Annotated in this window: 11 protein-coding genes; 6 read left to right on the top strand and 5 right to left on the bottom strand. The window is 64.8% G+C overall.

The window, feature by feature from the left end; genetic code table 11:
• Window positions 1-20: 20 nt before the first annotated feature.
• The 4 genes from BMY90_RS02305 to tkt all read left to right on the top strand — a co-directional run bounded on the left by BMY90_RS02305 (window position 21) and on the right by tkt (window position 5,668).
• Complete coding sequence (locus tag BMY90_RS02305; RefSeq protein WP_092700988.1) at window positions 21-749, top strand: HAD family hydrolase; 729 nt, start codon at window positions 21-23, stop codon at window positions 747-749.
• The gene (gene tal / locus BMY90_RS02300; RefSeq protein ID WP_092700985.1) at window positions 746-1,831 is read left to right on the top strand and encodes a transaldolase; all 1,086 of its coding nucleotides are present in this window, start codon (window positions 746-748) and stop codon (window positions 1,829-1,831) included. Before BMY90_RS02305 ends, tal begins: the two co-directional genes overlap by 4 nt.
• Before the next feature lie 84 nt (window positions 1,832-1,915).
• Window positions 1,916-3,568 (top strand): phosphoglucomutase (alpha-D-glucose-1,6-bisphosphate-dependent), encoded by a 1,653-nt coding sequence (pgm, locus tag BMY90_RS02295; protein ID WP_092700982.1) that lies wholly within the window; start codon window positions 1,916-1,918, stop codon window positions 3,566-3,568.
• A gap of 54 nt (window positions 3,569-3,622) precedes the next feature.
• Window positions 3,623-5,668 carry a transketolase gene (gene tkt, locus BMY90_RS02290; RefSeq protein WP_092700979.1) on the top strand — a complete coding sequence of 682 codons (2,046 nt, stop codon included), beginning with the start codon at window positions 3,623-3,625 and terminating at the stop codon, window positions 5,666-5,668.
• A 116-nt stretch (window positions 5,669-5,784) separates the two neighbouring features.
• On the opposite strand, the gene BMY90_RS02285 is transcribed toward tkt, so the two are convergent.
• Both BMY90_RS02285 and BMY90_RS02280 read right to left on the bottom strand, forming a co-directional pair.
• Window positions 5,785-7,311 (bottom strand): mercuric reductase, encoded by a 1,527-nt coding sequence (locus BMY90_RS02285; RefSeq protein ID WP_008214372.1) that lies wholly within the window; start codon window positions 7,309-7,311, stop codon window positions 5,785-5,787.
• Entirely contained in the window at window positions 7,311-8,594 is a 1,284-nt protein-coding gene (locus tag BMY90_RS02280) for a glucoamylase family protein (RefSeq protein WP_245734807.1), read from the bottom strand. Before BMY90_RS02280 ends, BMY90_RS02285 begins: the two co-directional genes overlap by 1 nt.
• A gap of 277 nt (window positions 8,595-8,871) precedes the next feature.
• On the opposite strand from BMY90_RS02280, the gene BMY90_RS02275 reads away from it, so the two are divergent.
• Entirely contained in the window at window positions 8,872-12,783 is a 3,912-nt protein-coding gene (locus BMY90_RS02275; RefSeq protein WP_092700973.1) for a GH36-type glycosyl hydrolase domain-containing protein, read from the top strand.
• Between the two features lie 99 nt (window positions 12,784-12,882).
• On the opposite strand, the gene BMY90_RS02270 is transcribed toward BMY90_RS02275, so the two are convergent.
• Complete coding sequence (locus tag BMY90_RS02270) at window positions 12,883-14,307, bottom strand: FAD-binding oxidoreductase (RefSeq protein WP_092700970.1); 1,425 nt, start codon at window positions 14,305-14,307, stop codon at window positions 12,883-12,885.
• A 170-nt stretch (window positions 14,308-14,477) separates the two neighbouring features.
• Between BMY90_RS02270 and BMY90_RS02265 the strand changes: the two genes are divergently transcribed.
• Window positions 14,478-14,807: a thiamine-binding protein gene (locus BMY90_RS02265; RefSeq protein ID WP_216364729.1), complete on the top strand. Its 330-nt coding sequence runs from the start codon at window positions 14,478-14,480 to the stop codon at window positions 14,805-14,807.
• An 87-nt stretch (window positions 14,808-14,894) separates the two neighbouring features.
• Here the strand turns inward: BMY90_RS02265 and BMY90_RS02260 are convergent, their stop codons facing one another.
• On the bottom strand, window positions 14,895-15,317 hold the full coding sequence (locus BMY90_RS02260; RefSeq protein WP_092700968.1) for an H-NS histone family protein: 423 nt from the start codon (window positions 15,315-15,317) through the stop codon (window positions 14,895-14,897).
• A 108-nt stretch (window positions 15,318-15,425) separates the two neighbouring features.
• Complete coding sequence (locus tag BMY90_RS02255) at window positions 15,426-15,809, bottom strand: HU family DNA-binding protein (RefSeq protein ID WP_037101463.1); 384 nt, start codon at window positions 15,807-15,809, stop codon at window positions 15,426-15,428.
• Between the last annotated feature and the right edge of the window lie 280 nt (window positions 15,810-16,089).

Raw genomic sequence — 16,089 nt, 5'->3', positions numbered from 1 at the left:
CACTTCGCCGGAACTGCCCCATGTCCACGCCTGACGACCTGGTATTCCTGCTCGACGTCGACGACACCTTGCTGGACAACGACCGTTTCGGCGATGACCTGGCCGCGCGGCTGGAGCGGGATTTCGGCGCAAGCGAGCGCGACCGCTACCACGCCCTTTACGAGGCCCGGCGCGACGAAGTGGGCTACGCCGATTATCTCGGTGCGTTGCAGGCGTTCCGCGACGGCAACGACCGGGAAGACCAACTGCTGCAGATGTCCGGCTTCCTGCTTGATTACCCGTTCGCCGAACGCCTCTATCCACTTGCGCTGGAGGCCATCGCCCACCTGCGCACGTTGGGCACGGTCGGCATCCTGTCCGATGGCGACATCGTGTTCCAGCCGCGCAAGATCCACCGCGCGGGCCTGTGGGATGCCGTCGACGGCAAGGTGCTGGTGTATGTGCACAAGGAGCGCATGCTCGATGCCATGCAAAAGCATTTCCCGGCAAGTCATTACGTGATGGTGGACGACAAGCCGAAACTGCTGGCCGCGATGAAACGCGTGCTGGGCGATCGCCTCACCACGGTGTTCGTGCGGCAAGGTCATTACGCCGCCGCCAGCGACAACGCATCCGTCACGCCGCCGCCCGATCACGCGATTGCGCACATCGGCGACCTGTGCAACCTGACCATGTCCGACATCCGCACGCTTGCGCATGCCACAGGGAATTCCTCACTTCGAACCGAAGCCGCCCCGGAGGCCTCATGAAAGCGACCCGACAATTGCATGATCTCGGCCAGAGCCTGTGGCTGGACAACATCACCCGCGAATTGCTCGATGACGGTGGCCTGGCCCACTACATCAACGAATATTCGGTGACCGGGCTGACCTCCAACCCGACCATCTTCGACAAGGCCATCGGCAGCGGCCACGCCTACGATCCCGGCATCCACGCCAAGGTGCTGGCCGGCAAGTCCGGCGAGGCACTGTTCATCGAGCTGGCGCTGGAAGACCTGCGCCGTGCGGCCGACCTGTTCAAACCGGTATTCGATGCGACCGATCACGTCGATGGCTGGGTCTCGATGGAAGTGTCGCCGCTGCTGGCCAGCGATACCGAGGGCAGCATCAAGGCCGCGAAAGACATCCATCAGCAGGCCCAGCGGCCGAACCTGTTCGTGAAGATTCCCGGCACGCCCGAAGGCGTTCCGGCCATCGAGGAAGCGATCTTCGCCGGGGTGCCGGTCAACGTCACCTTGCTGTTCTCGTGTGCGCAATACCAGGCCGCCGCCGAGGCGTGGGCACGCGGCATCGAACGCCGCATCGAGGCCGGACTGAGCCCGGACGTGGCCTCGGTCGCCTCGCTGTTCGTCAGCCGCTGGGACGTGGCGGTAAAGGACAAGGTTCCGGCCGAGCTGCACAACAAGCTCGGCATCGCGGTAAGCCGGCAGACGTATCGCGCCTACCGCGAACGGCTGGCGTCGCCGCGCTGGCGCAAGCTGGCCGACGCCGGTGCGCATCCGCAGCGGCTGCTCTGGGCCAGCACCGGCACCAAGGACCCGGCCGCGCCGGACACCTTGTACGTGGAGACGCTGGCCGCCCCCGACACGATAGACACCATTCCCGAGCAAACCCTGCATGCGTTTGCCGAGCACGGCAAAGTGGGCGGAGTGATGGCACCGGACGGCGGCGATGCCGAAGCGCAATTGGCGCGCTTCACCCAGGCGGGTGTCGACCTCGACGCACTGGCCACCCAGCTGCAGCACGAGGGCGCCGCCGCCTTCGTGAAATCCTGGCAGGACCTCCTGCAGAACATTGCCGATCGCGGCGCCGCCCTGGCGCGCGCGGGCTGAATACGGACCCTTCATGACTTCATTCGCCATTTCGTCTTATCCGCCAGTCGATTGCGCCGCTTTGCAGGGCAGGGGAGTATTCGCATGAGCACCCACGTCAGCCCGCTCGCCGGCAAGCCGGCACCGGCCTCGCTGCTGGTCGACGTCTCCAAGCTGTTGGCAGCCTATGGCGACTTGCGCCCTGATCCTTCGGTACCGGCCCAGCGCGTGGCCTTCGGAACGTCCGGTCATCGCGGCAGTTCGTTCGAGCGCAGCTTCAACGAGTGGCACGTGTTGGCGATCAGCCAGGCCATTTGCGAGTACCGCAAGGGCAAGGGCATCGACGGCCCGCTGTTCATCGGCTTCGACACGCACGCGCTGTCGCAGCCGGCGTTCGAAAGCGCGCTGGAGGTGCTGGCCGCCAACGGCGTGCAAACGCTGATTGCCAGGCGCGGCGAGTTCACTCCCACGCCGGTGATATCGCATGCCATCCTCACCTACAACGAAAAGCGCAACGCGGGGCTGGCCGACGGTATCGTCATCACGCCTTCGCACAATCCGCCGGACAACGGCGGTTTCAAGTACAACCCGCCCAATGGCGGCCCGGCCGACACCGACATCACCGGCTGGATCCAGCAACGTGCGAACGCCTTGCTGGAAGGCGGGTTGAAGGAGGTCAAGCGCGTGCCGTTCGAGCAGGCCCGCCGCGCCGACACCACCCGCGAGCACGATTACCGCGAGGCCTATATCGGCGATCTCGCCAACGTGGTCGACTTCGACGTGATCCGCAGCGCCGGCGTGCACATGGGCGTGGATCCGCTCGGCGGTGCCGGCGTGCATTACTGGGCGCCGATCGCCGAACGCTACAAGCTCGACCTCACCGTGGTCAGCGACGAGGTCGATCCGCAGTTCGGCTTCATGACGGTGGACTGGGACGGCAAGATCCGCATGGATCCGTCTTCGTCCTACGCCATGCAGCGGCTGATCGGGCTGAAGGACCAGTACGACGTGGCCTTTGCCTGCGACACCGATCACGACCGCCACGGCATCGTCACCCGCAGCAGTGGGCTGATGGCGCCCAACCACTACCTGTCGGTGCTGATCGATTACCTGTTCCGCAACCGCCCCGACTGGAAAGCCGATGCCGGCGTGGGCAAGACCGTGGTCAGCACCGCTCTGATCGATCGCGTCGCCAAGCGGCTCGGCCGCACGTTGAACGAAGTGCCGGTGGGCTTCAAATGGTTCGTCGACGGGCTGTTCGACGGTTCGCTTGGCTTCGGTGGCGAGGAGAGCGCGGGCGCCTCGTTCTTGCGCCACAACGGTACGGTGTGGACCACCGACAAGGACGGCATCGTGCCGGCCCTGCTGTCCGCGGAAATCACCGCGCGCAACGGGCGCGATCCCGGTGAGCTGTACCGTGCGCTGGTCGACGAACTGGGCGAGCCGTTTGCCGATCGCGTCGAGGCACCGGCCAATCCGGCACAGAAAAAGAAGCTCGCCAAGCTGTCGCCGGACCAGGTGAAAAGCAGCGAACTGGCCGGCGAGAAGATCGACAAGGTGATCGACCATGCGCCCGGCAACGACGCCGCGATTGGCGGCATCCGGGTGAACGCGGCCAGCGGCTGGTTCGCCGCGCGGCCGTCCGGCACCGAGGACATCTACAAGATCTACGCCGAAAGCTTCAGCGACAAGGACCACCTGCAAGCCATCCTCAAGGAGGCGCAACAGATCGTCGACACCGCGCTGGGCTCGGCATGAGTTTCACACGCCACGCATAGCGCCATCGTTCCCTTCACCACACGGAAAACCACCATGTCCGCCGAACTCGACCAGCAATGCGTCAACACCATCCGCTTCCTGTCGGTGGACATGGTGCAGAAGGCCGACAGCGGACATCCTGGAATGCCGCTGGGCGCCGCGCCGATGGCCTACGCGCTGTGGACGCGCTGGATGAAGTACAACCCGCGCAATCCGGACTGGGCCGACCGCGATCGTTTCGTGCTTTCGGCCGGACATGGCTCGGCGCTGCTCTACAGCCTGCTGCACCTGACCGGCTATGCCTTGTCGCTGGACGACATCAAGCAGTTTCGCCAATGGGGCAGCAAGGCACCGGGACATCCCGAACGCGGCCACACGCCAGGCGTGGAAACCACCACCGGCCCGCTGGGACAGGGCTTGGCCAATGCCGTCGGCATGGCCATGGCCGAAGCGCAACTGGCCGCACGCTACAACCGGCCCGGCCACGAGGTGGTCGATCACCACACCTTCGCCATCGTCAGCGACGGCGACCTGATGGAAGGCGTGGCATCGGAGGCCGCCTCGCTGGCCGGCCACCTGCAACTGGGCAAGCTCACCTGCCTGTACGACGACAACTACGTCACCCTGTCCGCCGGCACCGACATCACCTTTTCCGAGGATCGCGCCAAGCGCTTCGAGGCCTACGGTTGGCATACCGTGACCGTGGAAGATGGCAACGACCTCGATGCGATCGATGCCGCACTGCAAGCGGCGCGCAAGGAAATCACGCGACCGTCGCTGATCCTGGTGCGCACGCATCTCGGTTTCGGTTCGCCCGAGCAGGACAGCTTCAAGGCGCACGGTTCGCCGCTGGGCGAAGACAATGTGCGCGCCACCAAGCAGAAGCTCGGCTGGCCCACCGAGCCGACGTTCCTGGTTCCGGACGAAGCACGCGAGCATTTCCGCCAGGCCGTATCGCGCGGCTCCCGCGACGAAGCGGCTTGGGACGAGCGCATGGCTGCGTATGCCCGCGCTTTCCCCGAACTGGCGCGCGAGCTGCTGGGCCGCCTGCGCGGCGAACGGCCGCCGGGCTGGGATGCGGACGTTCCCGCGTTTCCTGCCGATGCCAAGGGACTGGCCACGCGCGAGGCTTCCGGCAAGGTGATGAATGCGATCGCGCCGGCGTTGCCCGCGCTGGTCGGTGGTTCGGCCGATCTCGATCCCTCGACCAAGACCGCACTGAAGGGCCTGGGCGACTTCAATCCGTCGCCATCGCCCGGCGAAGATGAGCAGGGTTCCGATGGCGGCGGCTGGAGCCGTGCCGGCCGCAACCTGCATTTCGGCGTGCGCGAACACGCGATGGGCGCGATTGCCAACGGTCTGGCCGCGCATGGCGGCTTCATCCCGTTTACCGCCACCTTCATGATCTTCTCCGACTACATGCGCCCGCCGATGCGCCTGGCCGCGCTGATGGGCTTGCACGTGGTCAACGTGTTCACCCACGACAGCATCGCCCTGGGCGAGGACGGCCCCACCCACCAGCCGGTGGAGCAACTGGCGAACCTGCGTGCGGTGCCCAACCTCACCGTGATCCGTCCGTGCGATGCCAACGAAACCGCCGAGGCCTGGCGCGTTGCGCTGGAAACCCGTGACCGCCCGGTGGTGTTGGTGCTGACCCGGCAGGCCTTGCCCACGCTGGACCGCCAGCAGTACGCCGGCGCCGACGGCTTGCGTCGCGGCGCCTATGTGCTCAGCGATGCCAAGGACGGCAAGCCGTCGCTGATCCTGATCGCCAGTGGCTCCGAAGTGGCCCTGATCCTGGCGGCGGCCGAGTGCCTGCGCGGCGAAGGCATCGCCGTGCGTTGCGTGTCGATGCCGAGTTGGGAGCTGTTCGACGCCTTGCCGCAGGCCGAGCGCGACAAGGTCTTGCCGCCCGGCGTGACCGCGCGCCTGGCGGTCGAGCTGGGCGTGTCGCAGGGCTGGGGGCGTTACGTCGGCCCGCACGGCGACATGCTGGGCGTGGAACGTTTCGGCGCGTCCGCTCCGGCCGAGGTATTGCTGCGCGAATACGGATTCACCGTCGACAACGTGTGCAAACGCGCGAAAGCCTTGCTGGGCTGAACGGCGAAATGGCAACGTAGGAGCGCACCCTGTGCGCGAATACGCGTAACGGCTATTGCGAAGGCCTTTCGCGCACAGGGTGCGCTCCTACATCGCGAGGGAGGGAGGCTTGAGCCTCAACGCGCCAGCCAACGCCCCAGCCGCTCGCGGATGCGTGGCGTCAGTCGTGTGCGTCGATAGGCGTCGGCGGCGCGTCGGATGGCTTCGGCCTGGGTGGGGTAGGCGTGGATCACCCGGCCAAGGCCGCGCAGCCCCAGCCCGGCCACCATCGCCAGGGTGATGCCGTTGATCATCTCGCCGGCGTGGCTGGCCACGATGGTGGCGCCGATGATGCGATCGGTGCGGCCTTTGACGTGGATCTTCACGAAGCCGCGTTCCTCGCTGTCGGTCACGGCGCGGTCGATCTCGTGCATGGGCACGGTGAAGGTCCGGACCGGGATGCCGAGGCGGTTCGCTTCGCGCACGTACAAGCCGACGTGGGCGATTTCCGGGTCGGTGAAGGTGCACCACGGAATCACCAGTTCGCTCAGTCGCTCGCGACCGTGGAACAGGGCGTTCTGCACCACGATGCGGGCGGCGGCGGCAGCGGCATGGGTGTATTTGTGCTCCATGCAGACGTCGCCGGCGGCGTAGACGTTCGGCTGGCTGCTGCGCAGGAAATCGTCGACGTGGATGCCGCGCTCGGCATCGTGATCGACCCCGATGGTGTCCAGTCCCAGACCCTGCACGTTCGGCACATGCCCGATGCCGGTGAGGATGGCATCCACTTCGATGGTGTTGCGATAGTTGTCGCTGACCAGGTCGACCTGTTTGCAACCGTTGCTGCTGCGTACCTCGGTGACGGTGGTGTTCAAGCGCACTTCCAGGCCATCGCGTGCAAACGCGTCGGACAGCAGTTGCGCCGCGTCGCGTTCCTCGCGTGGCAGGAACAGCGGTTTGTCCTGCACGATGGTGACCTTGGCTCCCAGCCGACAGAATGCCTGCGCCAGCTCGCAGCCCAGCGGGCCGCCACCGATCACCAGCAGTCGCGAGGGCAGCCTGGTGAGATCGAACACGTTTTCGTTGGTCAGGTAGCCTGCCTGCTTCAAGCCGGGAATATCCGGAATGCTCGGCCGAGCCCCGGTGGCGATCAGCGCCTTGTCGAAGCGCAGGGCCTGCTCACCGATGCGCAGGCAGTCGGCGCTTTCGAAACGGGCATCGCCGAAAAACACATCCACGCCCGCGGCGATCAGCCGCTGCACGGAGTCGTCGCCGCTGAGGTGGGCACGCACATGCCGCACACGTTCCATGGCGCGGGCGAAGTCCGGAGGTATGTCATCGGGGGCGCGGGCGCCGTAGTGGTTTGCGTCGCGCATTTCCGCATACAGGCGTGAGGTGCGGATAAGCGCCTTGGACGGCACGCAGCCGGTATTGAGGCGACTGCCACCGATTTGCGCGCGCTCGATCAACGCGACCCTGGCGCCCAGCGCGGCCGCCGTTTCCGCGGCCACCAGCCCGGCCGCGCCGGCACCGATGATGGCCAGGTGATAGCGCGTCGCCGGCTGCGGATTGCGCCACCCTTCGGGGCGAACGTTGGCCAGCCGCTGTTGCTCGGCGTCATCCCGCGGTGTCGCTGGCGCATCCTTTTTCGTCGTCCCGGCCATCAGCGCGCATCCTCCGCGGCATCGGCCAGCCAGCCATCACGAAAGCCCGCCCTGTGCAGGCCATCGATAATAGGCTGGCAACGCCGCATCCATTGCCAGAGCCGGCCGCTGCGAAAGTTCTCGATCATCATCAGCACAATGCCCTGGTCCAGACCGTAATGCCCCGGCGATACCCAGGCGCGGCCATCGTCACCGGCCAGCGAGGGATTGAAGCTGGCCGCCAGACGATCCTGGTGCAGAACCTCGGGATAATGGCCGAGCACGTGCCGCAGCGTGCCGAGCGCGATGTCCGGGGCGAACGGCAGCGAGGCCAGGATTGACGGCGGCGACAGCGTGCCGTCGTCCGGTCCGTAGGGAACGCCGCGCGCGGCGTAGCCGAACAGCCGGCGTTCTTCGTTGGCCACATCCGGCTGGTCGTCGGAAGGGCCGTCGCAGGCCGACAGTCCCCAGCAATTTTCGCCATAGCCCGCGAATTCGTGCGGGTTGATCCTGGCGTATTCGCGTTGGACCAGCGTGGCGCGTCGGCTGTTCTCGAAATAATCCGACCGCTTCTCGTGCATGAAATGGTCATGGATGCCACGGAAGTCGATCCACGCGTGCGAAAAATGATGCACGAACAGCGGACCGGCATAGAGGTAATCCTGGTCGTACAGGTTTTCCCACTGGTAGGTGGCCGTCCATTCCTTGTAGCAATCATCGGTGATGCGATGCGTGGGCGAGCCGGCGGCCAGCGCATACAGCAGAATCGCCTCGCTGTAACCCTCCCAGCCGTAATGCAGGAAACCGCATTCGGGTTTCCAGCCCTGGCGGATCGTGGGGCCGCCATCCTGTGCCCAACGCCAGTCGACGCGGCGATACAAGGCATCGGCCAGGTCGCGCAATTCCTTTTCCCGGGGCGAATCCGCGTCGAAATACGTGTGTGCGACCAGCATGCCGGCGATGAGCAGGGCGGTGTCGATCATCGACAGCTCCGACGACCACACGCGCGTACCGCTGTCCATGTCCAGGAAGTGGTAGTAGAAGCCCTTGTAGCCGGTGGCATCGGGCTTGCCGCTCTGGTCGGAGTTGCGGAAGAAGCGCAACGTGACAAGGGTGCGCTGCAAGGCATCGGCGCGACTCATCCAACCGCGTTCCACTGCTACCGGGTAAGTGGAAAGGGCGAAGCCGACCACGGCGATGCTCGATGGCGAATGCTCGCGCGAGGTATCCGCCACCAGCCCGTTGCGCGGATTGCACGCCTGCATGAAGTAGTTGAATGCAGCCTGTTCGAGGCGATCAAGCATGGCGTCATCGGCGAGCGCGCAAAGTTCCGCGGCAGCGGCGGCGCTGGACGGAATGGACGATGATGATCGTTCTTCGGGCATGGTGGGCTGGGCAGTGGCAGGAATCCTTGGAATCATCCCGCGCGACGTGCATCGAGCATGTGTAGAGCGCCACGTGTCGCTGATTTCACGCGGTATTTCCCCGGGCGGGCCTTAGTCTCGTGCTTTCCCCGTCTGACGCGCACGGGACCGTAGCGGCGAGGCCGAAACGGATCGTGCGGAGGAGTTTCCCACACCCATGTCTTCGCAAGCTTCGTCACGCGTGAACGTCGCGCATCCCGTGCAATGGCTTTCCAACGGTAGCTATTCCACCTTTCTCGACGCGTCCGGTTCAGGCGGCAGCCACTGGCGGGGGCAGGCGGTTACCCGTTGGCACGAGAATCCCGTGGGCCACGCCTGGGGCAGCTTCATTTTCCTGCGCGACGAGCACAGTGGCGAAACGTGGTCGGCCACCCAGCAGCCCTGCGGTGGCGAAGCGGAAGAATTTGCCGTCGACTTCCAGGAAGGCTCGGTGCGTGTGCAGCGTTGCCACGACATGCTCGAAAGCGTGCTCGACGTGGCGGTGGCTGGCGAACATGACGTGGAGCTTCGGCGCATCACGTTGACCAACCACGGCGATCGCCCGCGCACGATCACGTTGACCTCGTATGCGGAACTGGTGCTCGGGCCAGCCGGCGCCGATGCCTCGCACCCGGCCTTCTCCAAGATGTTCGTGCAGACCGAATGGGTGGAGCAGGGCGGGGGGCTGCTGGCCACGCGACGCAAACGCAGTTTGGACGAGCCCAGCGTATGGGCTGCGCACATGCTGCTTGTCGACGGACAGGATGCGGATACGCACGAATTCGAATCCAGCCGGTTGCGCTTTCTCGGGCGTGGCCATGTGCTGCGCGACGCACACGCCATGCGGCCCGGCATCGGCTTGTCGAACAGCAGCGGCTGCGTGCTCGATCCGGTATTCAGCCTGCGCCGTGGCGTGACACTTGCACCCGGCGCCAGCGTGCAGGCCATGTTCTGGACCGCGCTGGCCGATTCGCGCGAAAACGTGCTGTCGTTGCTGGCGGCATTACGCGCGGCGGATGCTGCCGATCAACTGCTCCGCAGCGCACAAGCGCACGCGGCGTCGCGGCGTCAGCAACTGGATATCGATGTGTCGCAGGCAGCGCATTTCGACGGCATGATCGGACCGCTGCTTCGCGCCGACAGTCGTTGTCGCGCGCCGGCGGAGGTCGTGACCCGTGGTCATGGCGGTGCCCCGGTGTTGTGGGGCTCCAGCATTTCCGGCGATCGCCCCATCGTGTTGCTGCATGTTGCGGATGAAGCCGGCCTGGCCTCCGCCCACGAGTTGCTGCGGGCACAACGCTATTGGCAGGCGAAACGACTGGCTTGCGATGTGGTGATGTTGGGCGCGGCTGACCAGCATGACGCGCTGGCCAAGCTGGCCAAGGCGCAGAACGACACGCTGAAAGCGGCAAAGAACGCCGTGAAGGCGGAGTGCTTCGCATTGAACGACGCGGCCATCGACGCCAGCGTGCGCGATGGCCTTCGCACCGTGGCGCGCATCGAGCTGGACGCCGCCAAGCCGTGGCCCGCAGCCGATTATGGTCGGCAGTCGATCGACAGCGCGCCGACCGGAAGAGCGCCGATTCCGCGCGCTCCCACGCGCGAATCCCCCGATGAAAACGACACCGAAGCACGCGAATTCGACAATGGTCTGGGTGGCTTTGTCGACGGTGGCCGCAGTTACGCCATCACCCTGAAGGGCGAGCAGTGCACGCCGATGCCGTGGGTCAACGTGATGGCCAACGCGGATTTCGGTTGCCTGGTGTCGGCCGAAGGTGGCGGCTACACATGGTCGATCAACAGCCAGCAAAATGCGCTGACGCCGTGGCCCAACGACTCGGTGGCTGACATGCCGCACGAGGCGCTGTACCTGCGCGACGAAGACGGCGGCGAGGTGTGGAGCGCCACGGCTTCGCCGATCCGGGTGTCCTCCGCGCGCTATCGCACCGTGCATGGCAAGGGCTGGAGCCGCTTTACGCATCGGGCGCACGACATCGAGGTGGAACTGCTGCAATGCGTGCCGTCCAGCGGTTCGTTGAAGTTGTCGCGCCTGCGTCTGCGCAACGGTTCGGCGCATGCGCGGCATCTGACGGTCACCGGCTATGTCGAATGGGCCTTGGGTCCCAACGGTGCCGTCACGACGCCGTATGTGGTGACCTCGCGCGACGAATCCACCGGCGCCATGTTCGCCCGCAATGCGTGGCGCGAGGAATTCGGCGAACGCGTGGCCTTCATCGATCTTGGCGGGCAGGGCACCACGTGTTCCGGTGATCGTCGCGAAGTGCTTGGCCAGCATGGCGACGTGGGTCGACCGGATGGTCTGATCCGTGGCGAGCCGCTCTCGGGCCGCACCGGTGCCGGGCTTGATCCGTGCGGTGCGTTGCAAACGCGTATCGAACTGGCGGCAGGCGCACAGATCGAGCTGGTGTTCATGCTTGGCGATGCCGCATCGGAAGCCGAGGCGCAGGCATTGATACGAAAGTATCGCGACACCGATGTCGACGCCGTGCTGGCCGGAATACGCGACACCTGGGACCGGGTGCTCGACACCGTGCAGGTGCACACGCCGAACCGCGCCATGGATATCGTGCTGAACGACTGGCTGCCCTACCAGACGCTGGGTTGCCGCATGTGGGCGCGCACCGCCTATTACCAGGCCAGCGGTGCCTACGGTTTCCGCGACCAGTTGCAGGACTCGATGGCGCTATGCGTGTCGCGTCCCGATGTCGCGCGCGAGCATCTGCTGCGTGCGGCCGGGCGCCAGTTCGCCGAGGGCGATGTGCAGCATTGGTGGTTGCCGCCCACAGGGAAGGGCATCCGCACCAAGATTCGCGACGATCGCCTGTGGTTGCCCTACGTCGCTACCCATTACATCAAAAGCACCGGCGACCAGGCCGTGCTCGACGAAGCGCTGCCTTTCCTCGAAGGTGATGCGGTCAAACCCGATGCCACCGATGCGTTCTTCTTCCCCGGCGTCTCCGACGACAAGAGCAGCCTGTACGAACACGCCGCGCGGTCCATCGATTCCAGCCTGGCCACCGGAACGCACGGCTTGCCGCTGATGGGTACCGGCGACTGGAACGACGGCATGAACAACGTGGGCGCGCAAGGGAAGGGCGAAAGTGTCTGGATGGGCTGGTTCCTGCTGGCCACCATCGAGGCTTTCGCGCCCTTCGCCGAAACCCGTGGCGATGGCGACCGCGCCCAACGATGGCGCCAACATGCCGGCGATCTGAGAGCCGCACTGGATGGCGAAGCCGGCTGGGATGGCGAATGGTATCGACGCGGTTACTACGACGACGGCACGCCGCTGGGCACCCGCACCGGCGAGGAATGCCGCATTGATGTCATCGCCCAATCGTGGAGCGTGCTGGCCAACGCATCCAATCGTGAGCACGCCGCTGCAGCGATGGATGCCGTTGAGAAATATCTGGTGATGCACGACAAGGGTATCGCCCTGCTGTTGACGCCGCCCTTTGACCGCACACCGAAGGATCCCGGTTATATCAAGGGTTACCCACCCGGTATCCGCGAAAATGGCGGCCAGTACACCCATGGCGCCACTTGGTCGGTGTTCGCCCTGGCGCAACTTGGCCAGGGCAATCGTGCCGGCCAATTGTTCGACATGCTCAACCCGATCAACCACAGCCGCAGTGCCGCCGCCATCGAGCGTTATCGGGTGGAGCCGTATGTTGCCTGTGCGGACGTCTATTCGGTAAAGCCGTACGTGGGTTGTGGCGGCTGGACCTGGTACACCGGCTCGGCGGCATGGATCTACCGGGCGGGACTTGAAGCCATTCTCGGCTTCCATCTGCAAGGCGACCGCTTGCTGATCGATCCCTGCATTCCCATGGACTGGTCACACTACGAAATCACCTATTGCCGTCGCGGCGACAAGGACACCCTCACGCGTTACGAGATCACCGTCGAGAATCCGGATCATGTCTGCTCGGGTGTTGCCAAGCTGGAACTGGATGGCGCGGTGTCATCGCAAGGTGCTGGCGAAAGCCCAGGTATTGCGCTAGTCGACGACGGGAAAACCCATCGGGTGCGAATCGCCCTGGGGAACGCGCACCGCCGTCCGGAATAATTTCAACCATCCGCGACCCTGTGCGGGTGCTTTTTCCCGTCATTCCTGCGGCTCACTCGGCCTGCATCGCCGCGGCGAAAACAGGCCCGAAGCCTTCCTTCAGCGGGAAGTCACCGCCAGCACCTTGCCCGGATTCATGATCCCCAGCGGATCCAGCGCCTGCTTCACGGAGCGCATCAACGCCAGCTCGACCGGCTCCTTGTAACGCACCAGCGCATCGCGTTTGAGCTGGCCGACGCCATGCTCGGCACTGATCGATCCGCCCACGGCATGCACGCTGTCGTGCACCAGTGCGAACACGTCGTCCTGCCGGGCCAGCAGACTGGCGTCGGTCCAGCCTTCGCCAGGCGCCACGTTGTAATGCAGGTTGCCGTCGCCAAGGTGGCCGAAGACCACGTTGCGAATCCCCGGGAATGCCTGCTGCAAGGCATGGTTGGTGTCGCGCACGAAATCCGTCATGCGCGACACCGGAATCGACACATCGTGCTTGATGGCCTTGCCCAAGGCCTTTTCCGCCAGCGGAATGCTTTCGCGCAGATGCCACAAGGCATTGCTTTGCGCCACGGAACCGGCAATCACCGCATCCTTGACGCAACCCGACTCGATGGCCTCGCCCAGCACGGTTTCGAAACGTTCGCGTGCATGCGTCTCGCTTTCGCTGTCGGACAGTTCCAGCAGGGCATACCAGGGCAGGGCGGCGGCTTCGCCTTCGAACGGCAGGCGTTGCTGGGGAAAGCAGCGCACCACGGATGCCAGGCAGTCGCCGGACATCAGCTCGAAGCCGGTGAGTGAAGCGCCAAAATCGTGGCGCGCGCGCGACAGCATGCCGATCGCATCCTCGATCGACGCCAATGCCAGCAGCGCGGTGCAGCGTGCCACCGGCAACGGATAAAGCTTGAGCGTGGCGGCGGTGATGATGCCCAGCGTGCCTTCGCTGCCGATGAACAAGTCACGGAGGTCGTAGCCGGTGTTGTCCTTGCGCAGCCCGCGCAAGCCATGCCAGACATCGCCCTGCGCCGTGACCACTTCGAGTCCGAGCGTAAGCTCGCGCATCGTGCCATAGCGCAGCACCTGGGTGCCGCCGGCATTGGTGGAAAGATTACCGCCGATGGTGCAACTGCCTTCGGCCCCCAGGCTCAGTGGGAACAATCGACCCGCGCCGTGCGCAGCCTCCTGCACTGTTTGCAGCACGCAACCGGCCTCGACCACCATCGTGTCATTGTCCGGATCGATGCTGCGCACGCGATTCAGGCGTTGCAGCGAAAGCACCACTGCATGACCGGACTCATCCGGCGTGGCGCCACCGCACAGGCCCGTATTGCCGCCCTGTGGAACGATGGGCACGCCGGCAGCGGCGCACGCACGCACCACGGCAGCCACCTCATCGGTCGAACCCGGGCGCACCACGGCCAACGCGCGGCCGCTGTAACGTTCGCGCCAATCCGTCAGATACGGCGCAGCATCAATGCCGGTCAGTACGTGTGGTTCACCTACGGCAAGGCGCAAGTCATCCAGATGGCTCATGGTCGTTCCCGAATCCAGGGCAGGGGAGGCGGGCATTGTAGGGCCACGCGGCGCCCGGGAGGCTCGTCCCGCGAATGGAAGTCATCGATGCGGTGTCATTCCTTGAACCTTGCCTCGGGTGAGACCGGCGCATAATTCACCGGTGCATCCGAAATCATCCTGAAGGGAGAATGGATATGTTGGCAGCTTTTTCCGTTTGGCCGCACGGTGGCTCCGAAGGCGATTCCGTGCATGACGCCGTTGCTGCGGCCGTTCGCGTCGTGCGCGCGTCCGGCTTGCCGAACCACACCGATGCGATGTTCACCACCATCGAAGGCGAATGGGACGAAGTGTTCAAGGTGATTCGCGAGGCGACCGAAGCCGTCGCCGCCTACGGATCCCGGGTCGGCCTGGTGATCAAGGCCGATATCCGTCCCGGGCACCGGAACGAAATCACCGGCAAGGTGGAACGCCTGGAAAAAGCCATCACGGCGCAGGACTCGGCAGGGCTTCCATCGTGATCACTTCGCCTTGCCGCGCAATGCAGCAGGGCCTGGAACAAGACAGGGCCACGCGCTGCGGAGCCCTGTCCTACCGCGAGGCGTGGCTTACTTCTTTGCCGCTTTCCTTGCCGAAGCCTTCTTCGCCGTCTTGCGCGCGGCCTTCTTGGCCGCTTTTGCAGGAGCCTTCTTCGTTGCTCCCTCGATCAGAAGACTCTCGGCAGTCACCCCGCGCTTCTTGAGCGCGTCGACAAACCACAACGGACGCTTGCCACGGCCAGACCAGGTCTGGGTGGCATTCGCCGGGTTCCGATACTTCGGTGCAACCGCGGCCTTCGTGCCTTTCGCGGCCTTGCCGCCGCGCCTCGGGTAAACCTCATCAATGCTCAGGCGGGAGCTCTTGAGAAGTGCCTCGATCTTGGTGCGGACCTCCTGGATCTGATTCTTTCGGGAAGATTCCATCTGCGCTTCGGCGTTTTTGATGAGTGCCTGGAGTTCGGCAGGGGAGAGCGAGTCGAGATTGATAGCCATGTTTGTCCTCGAGAATAGAACCAGCAAATCACTTTGTTGCGATGGGTCTGTACTTTCCGTCCGTGACCACCTGCAGCCGAGGCGGCTGCAGGCGATCCTGGGCAGAAATCAGAGTGCCGCATCCTTGAGCTTCTTGAGCGGCCGCACCTTCACCTTCACGGACGCTGGCTTGGCGGCGAACACCTGCTCTTCGCCGGTGAAGGGATTCTTGCCCTTGCGCTTCGGCTTTGCCGGCACCTTCACCGCGTTGATCTTGAACAGGCCGGGAAGGGTGAAATTGCCAGCACCCTTCTTGTGCACCGCGCCGAGCACCGTTTGCTCAAGTGCCGCAAGCACGGCCTTGACGTGCTTCGTTTCGACACTGGCCTGCTCGGCCAGGTGTGCGATCAGCGCCGATTTGCTGAAAGCGTCTTTGATCGGCTTGATGGCGGGTGCCGCCTTGGGGGCAGCCTTAGCTTTCGTGGTCTTCTTGGCAGTGGATTTGGTAGCCATGATCTTGGGTCTCATACGATGCACCGCTCCTCATGAAGCGATGGCCGTTCGGCCCGCTAAATCTACGTGGTTCTCGTGTTCTAAGCCACTTTCAACGACACGGAACCGGTCGCAGGGTCAAAAAGGAGGTCGTGTCGGCTTGGCAGCAGCAGGGCTGAGCGAAGAGCAGAGGGCTGCGCCGGTAGGGGTCGGTTATCGAGGATCGTGTCGTCACAGGAACCAGAAAAGCGGGTGGTGTGTTCCGCGATAGCCGTGCTAACTTGGTCACGTCGGAAAAGGC

This window comes from Rhodanobacter glycinis (assembly GCF_900114325.1).
GTDB lineage: Bacteria > Pseudomonadota > Gammaproteobacteria > Xanthomonadales > Rhodanobacteraceae > Rhodanobacter_A > Rhodanobacter_A glycinis.
The sequence above is the reverse complement of the archived record's forward strand: the minus strand, read 5'-3'. Positions and strand labels throughout refer to the sequence as shown.

Bases quoted from the DNA above. Each gene is read 5' to 3' on its own strand.
- BMY90_RS02305 (WP_092700988.1), top strand. From the start codon at position 21: ATGTCCACGCCTGACGACCTGGTATTCCTGCTCGACGTCGACGACACC.
- tal (WP_092700985.1), top strand. From the start codon at position 746: ATGAAAGCGACCCGACAATTGCATGATCTCGGCCAGAGCCTGTGGCTG.
- pgm (WP_092700982.1), top strand. From the start codon at position 1,916: ATGAGCACCCACGTCAGCCCGCTCGCCGGCAAGCCGGCACCGGCCTCG.
- tkt (WP_092700979.1), top strand. From the start codon at position 3,623: ATGTCCGCCGAACTCGACCAGCAATGCGTCAACACCATCCGCTTCCTG.
- BMY90_RS02285 (WP_008214372.1), bottom strand. From the start codon at position 7,311: ATGGCCGGGACGACGAAAAAGGATGCGCCAGCGACACCGCGGGATGAC.
- BMY90_RS02280 (WP_245734807.1), bottom strand. From the start codon at position 8,594: ATGCTTGATCGCCTCGAACAGGCTGCATTCAACTACTTCATGCAGGCG.
- BMY90_RS02275 (WP_092700973.1), top strand. From the start codon at position 8,872: ATGTCTTCGCAAGCTTCGTCACGCGTGAACGTCGCGCATCCCGTGCAA.
- BMY90_RS02270 (WP_092700970.1), bottom strand. From the start codon at position 14,307: ATGAGCCATCTGGATGACTTGCGCCTTGCCGTAGGTGAACCACACGTA.
- BMY90_RS02265 (WP_216364729.1), top strand. From the start codon at position 14,478: ATGGATATGTTGGCAGCTTTTTCCGTTTGGCCGCACGGTGGCTCCGAA.
- BMY90_RS02260 (WP_092700968.1), bottom strand. From the start codon at position 15,317: ATGGCTATCAATCTCGACTCGCTCTCCCCTGCCGAACTCCAGGCACTC.
- BMY90_RS02255 (WP_037101463.1), bottom strand. From the start codon at position 15,809: ATGGCTACCAAATCCACTGCCAAGAAGACCACGAAAGCTAAGGCTGCC.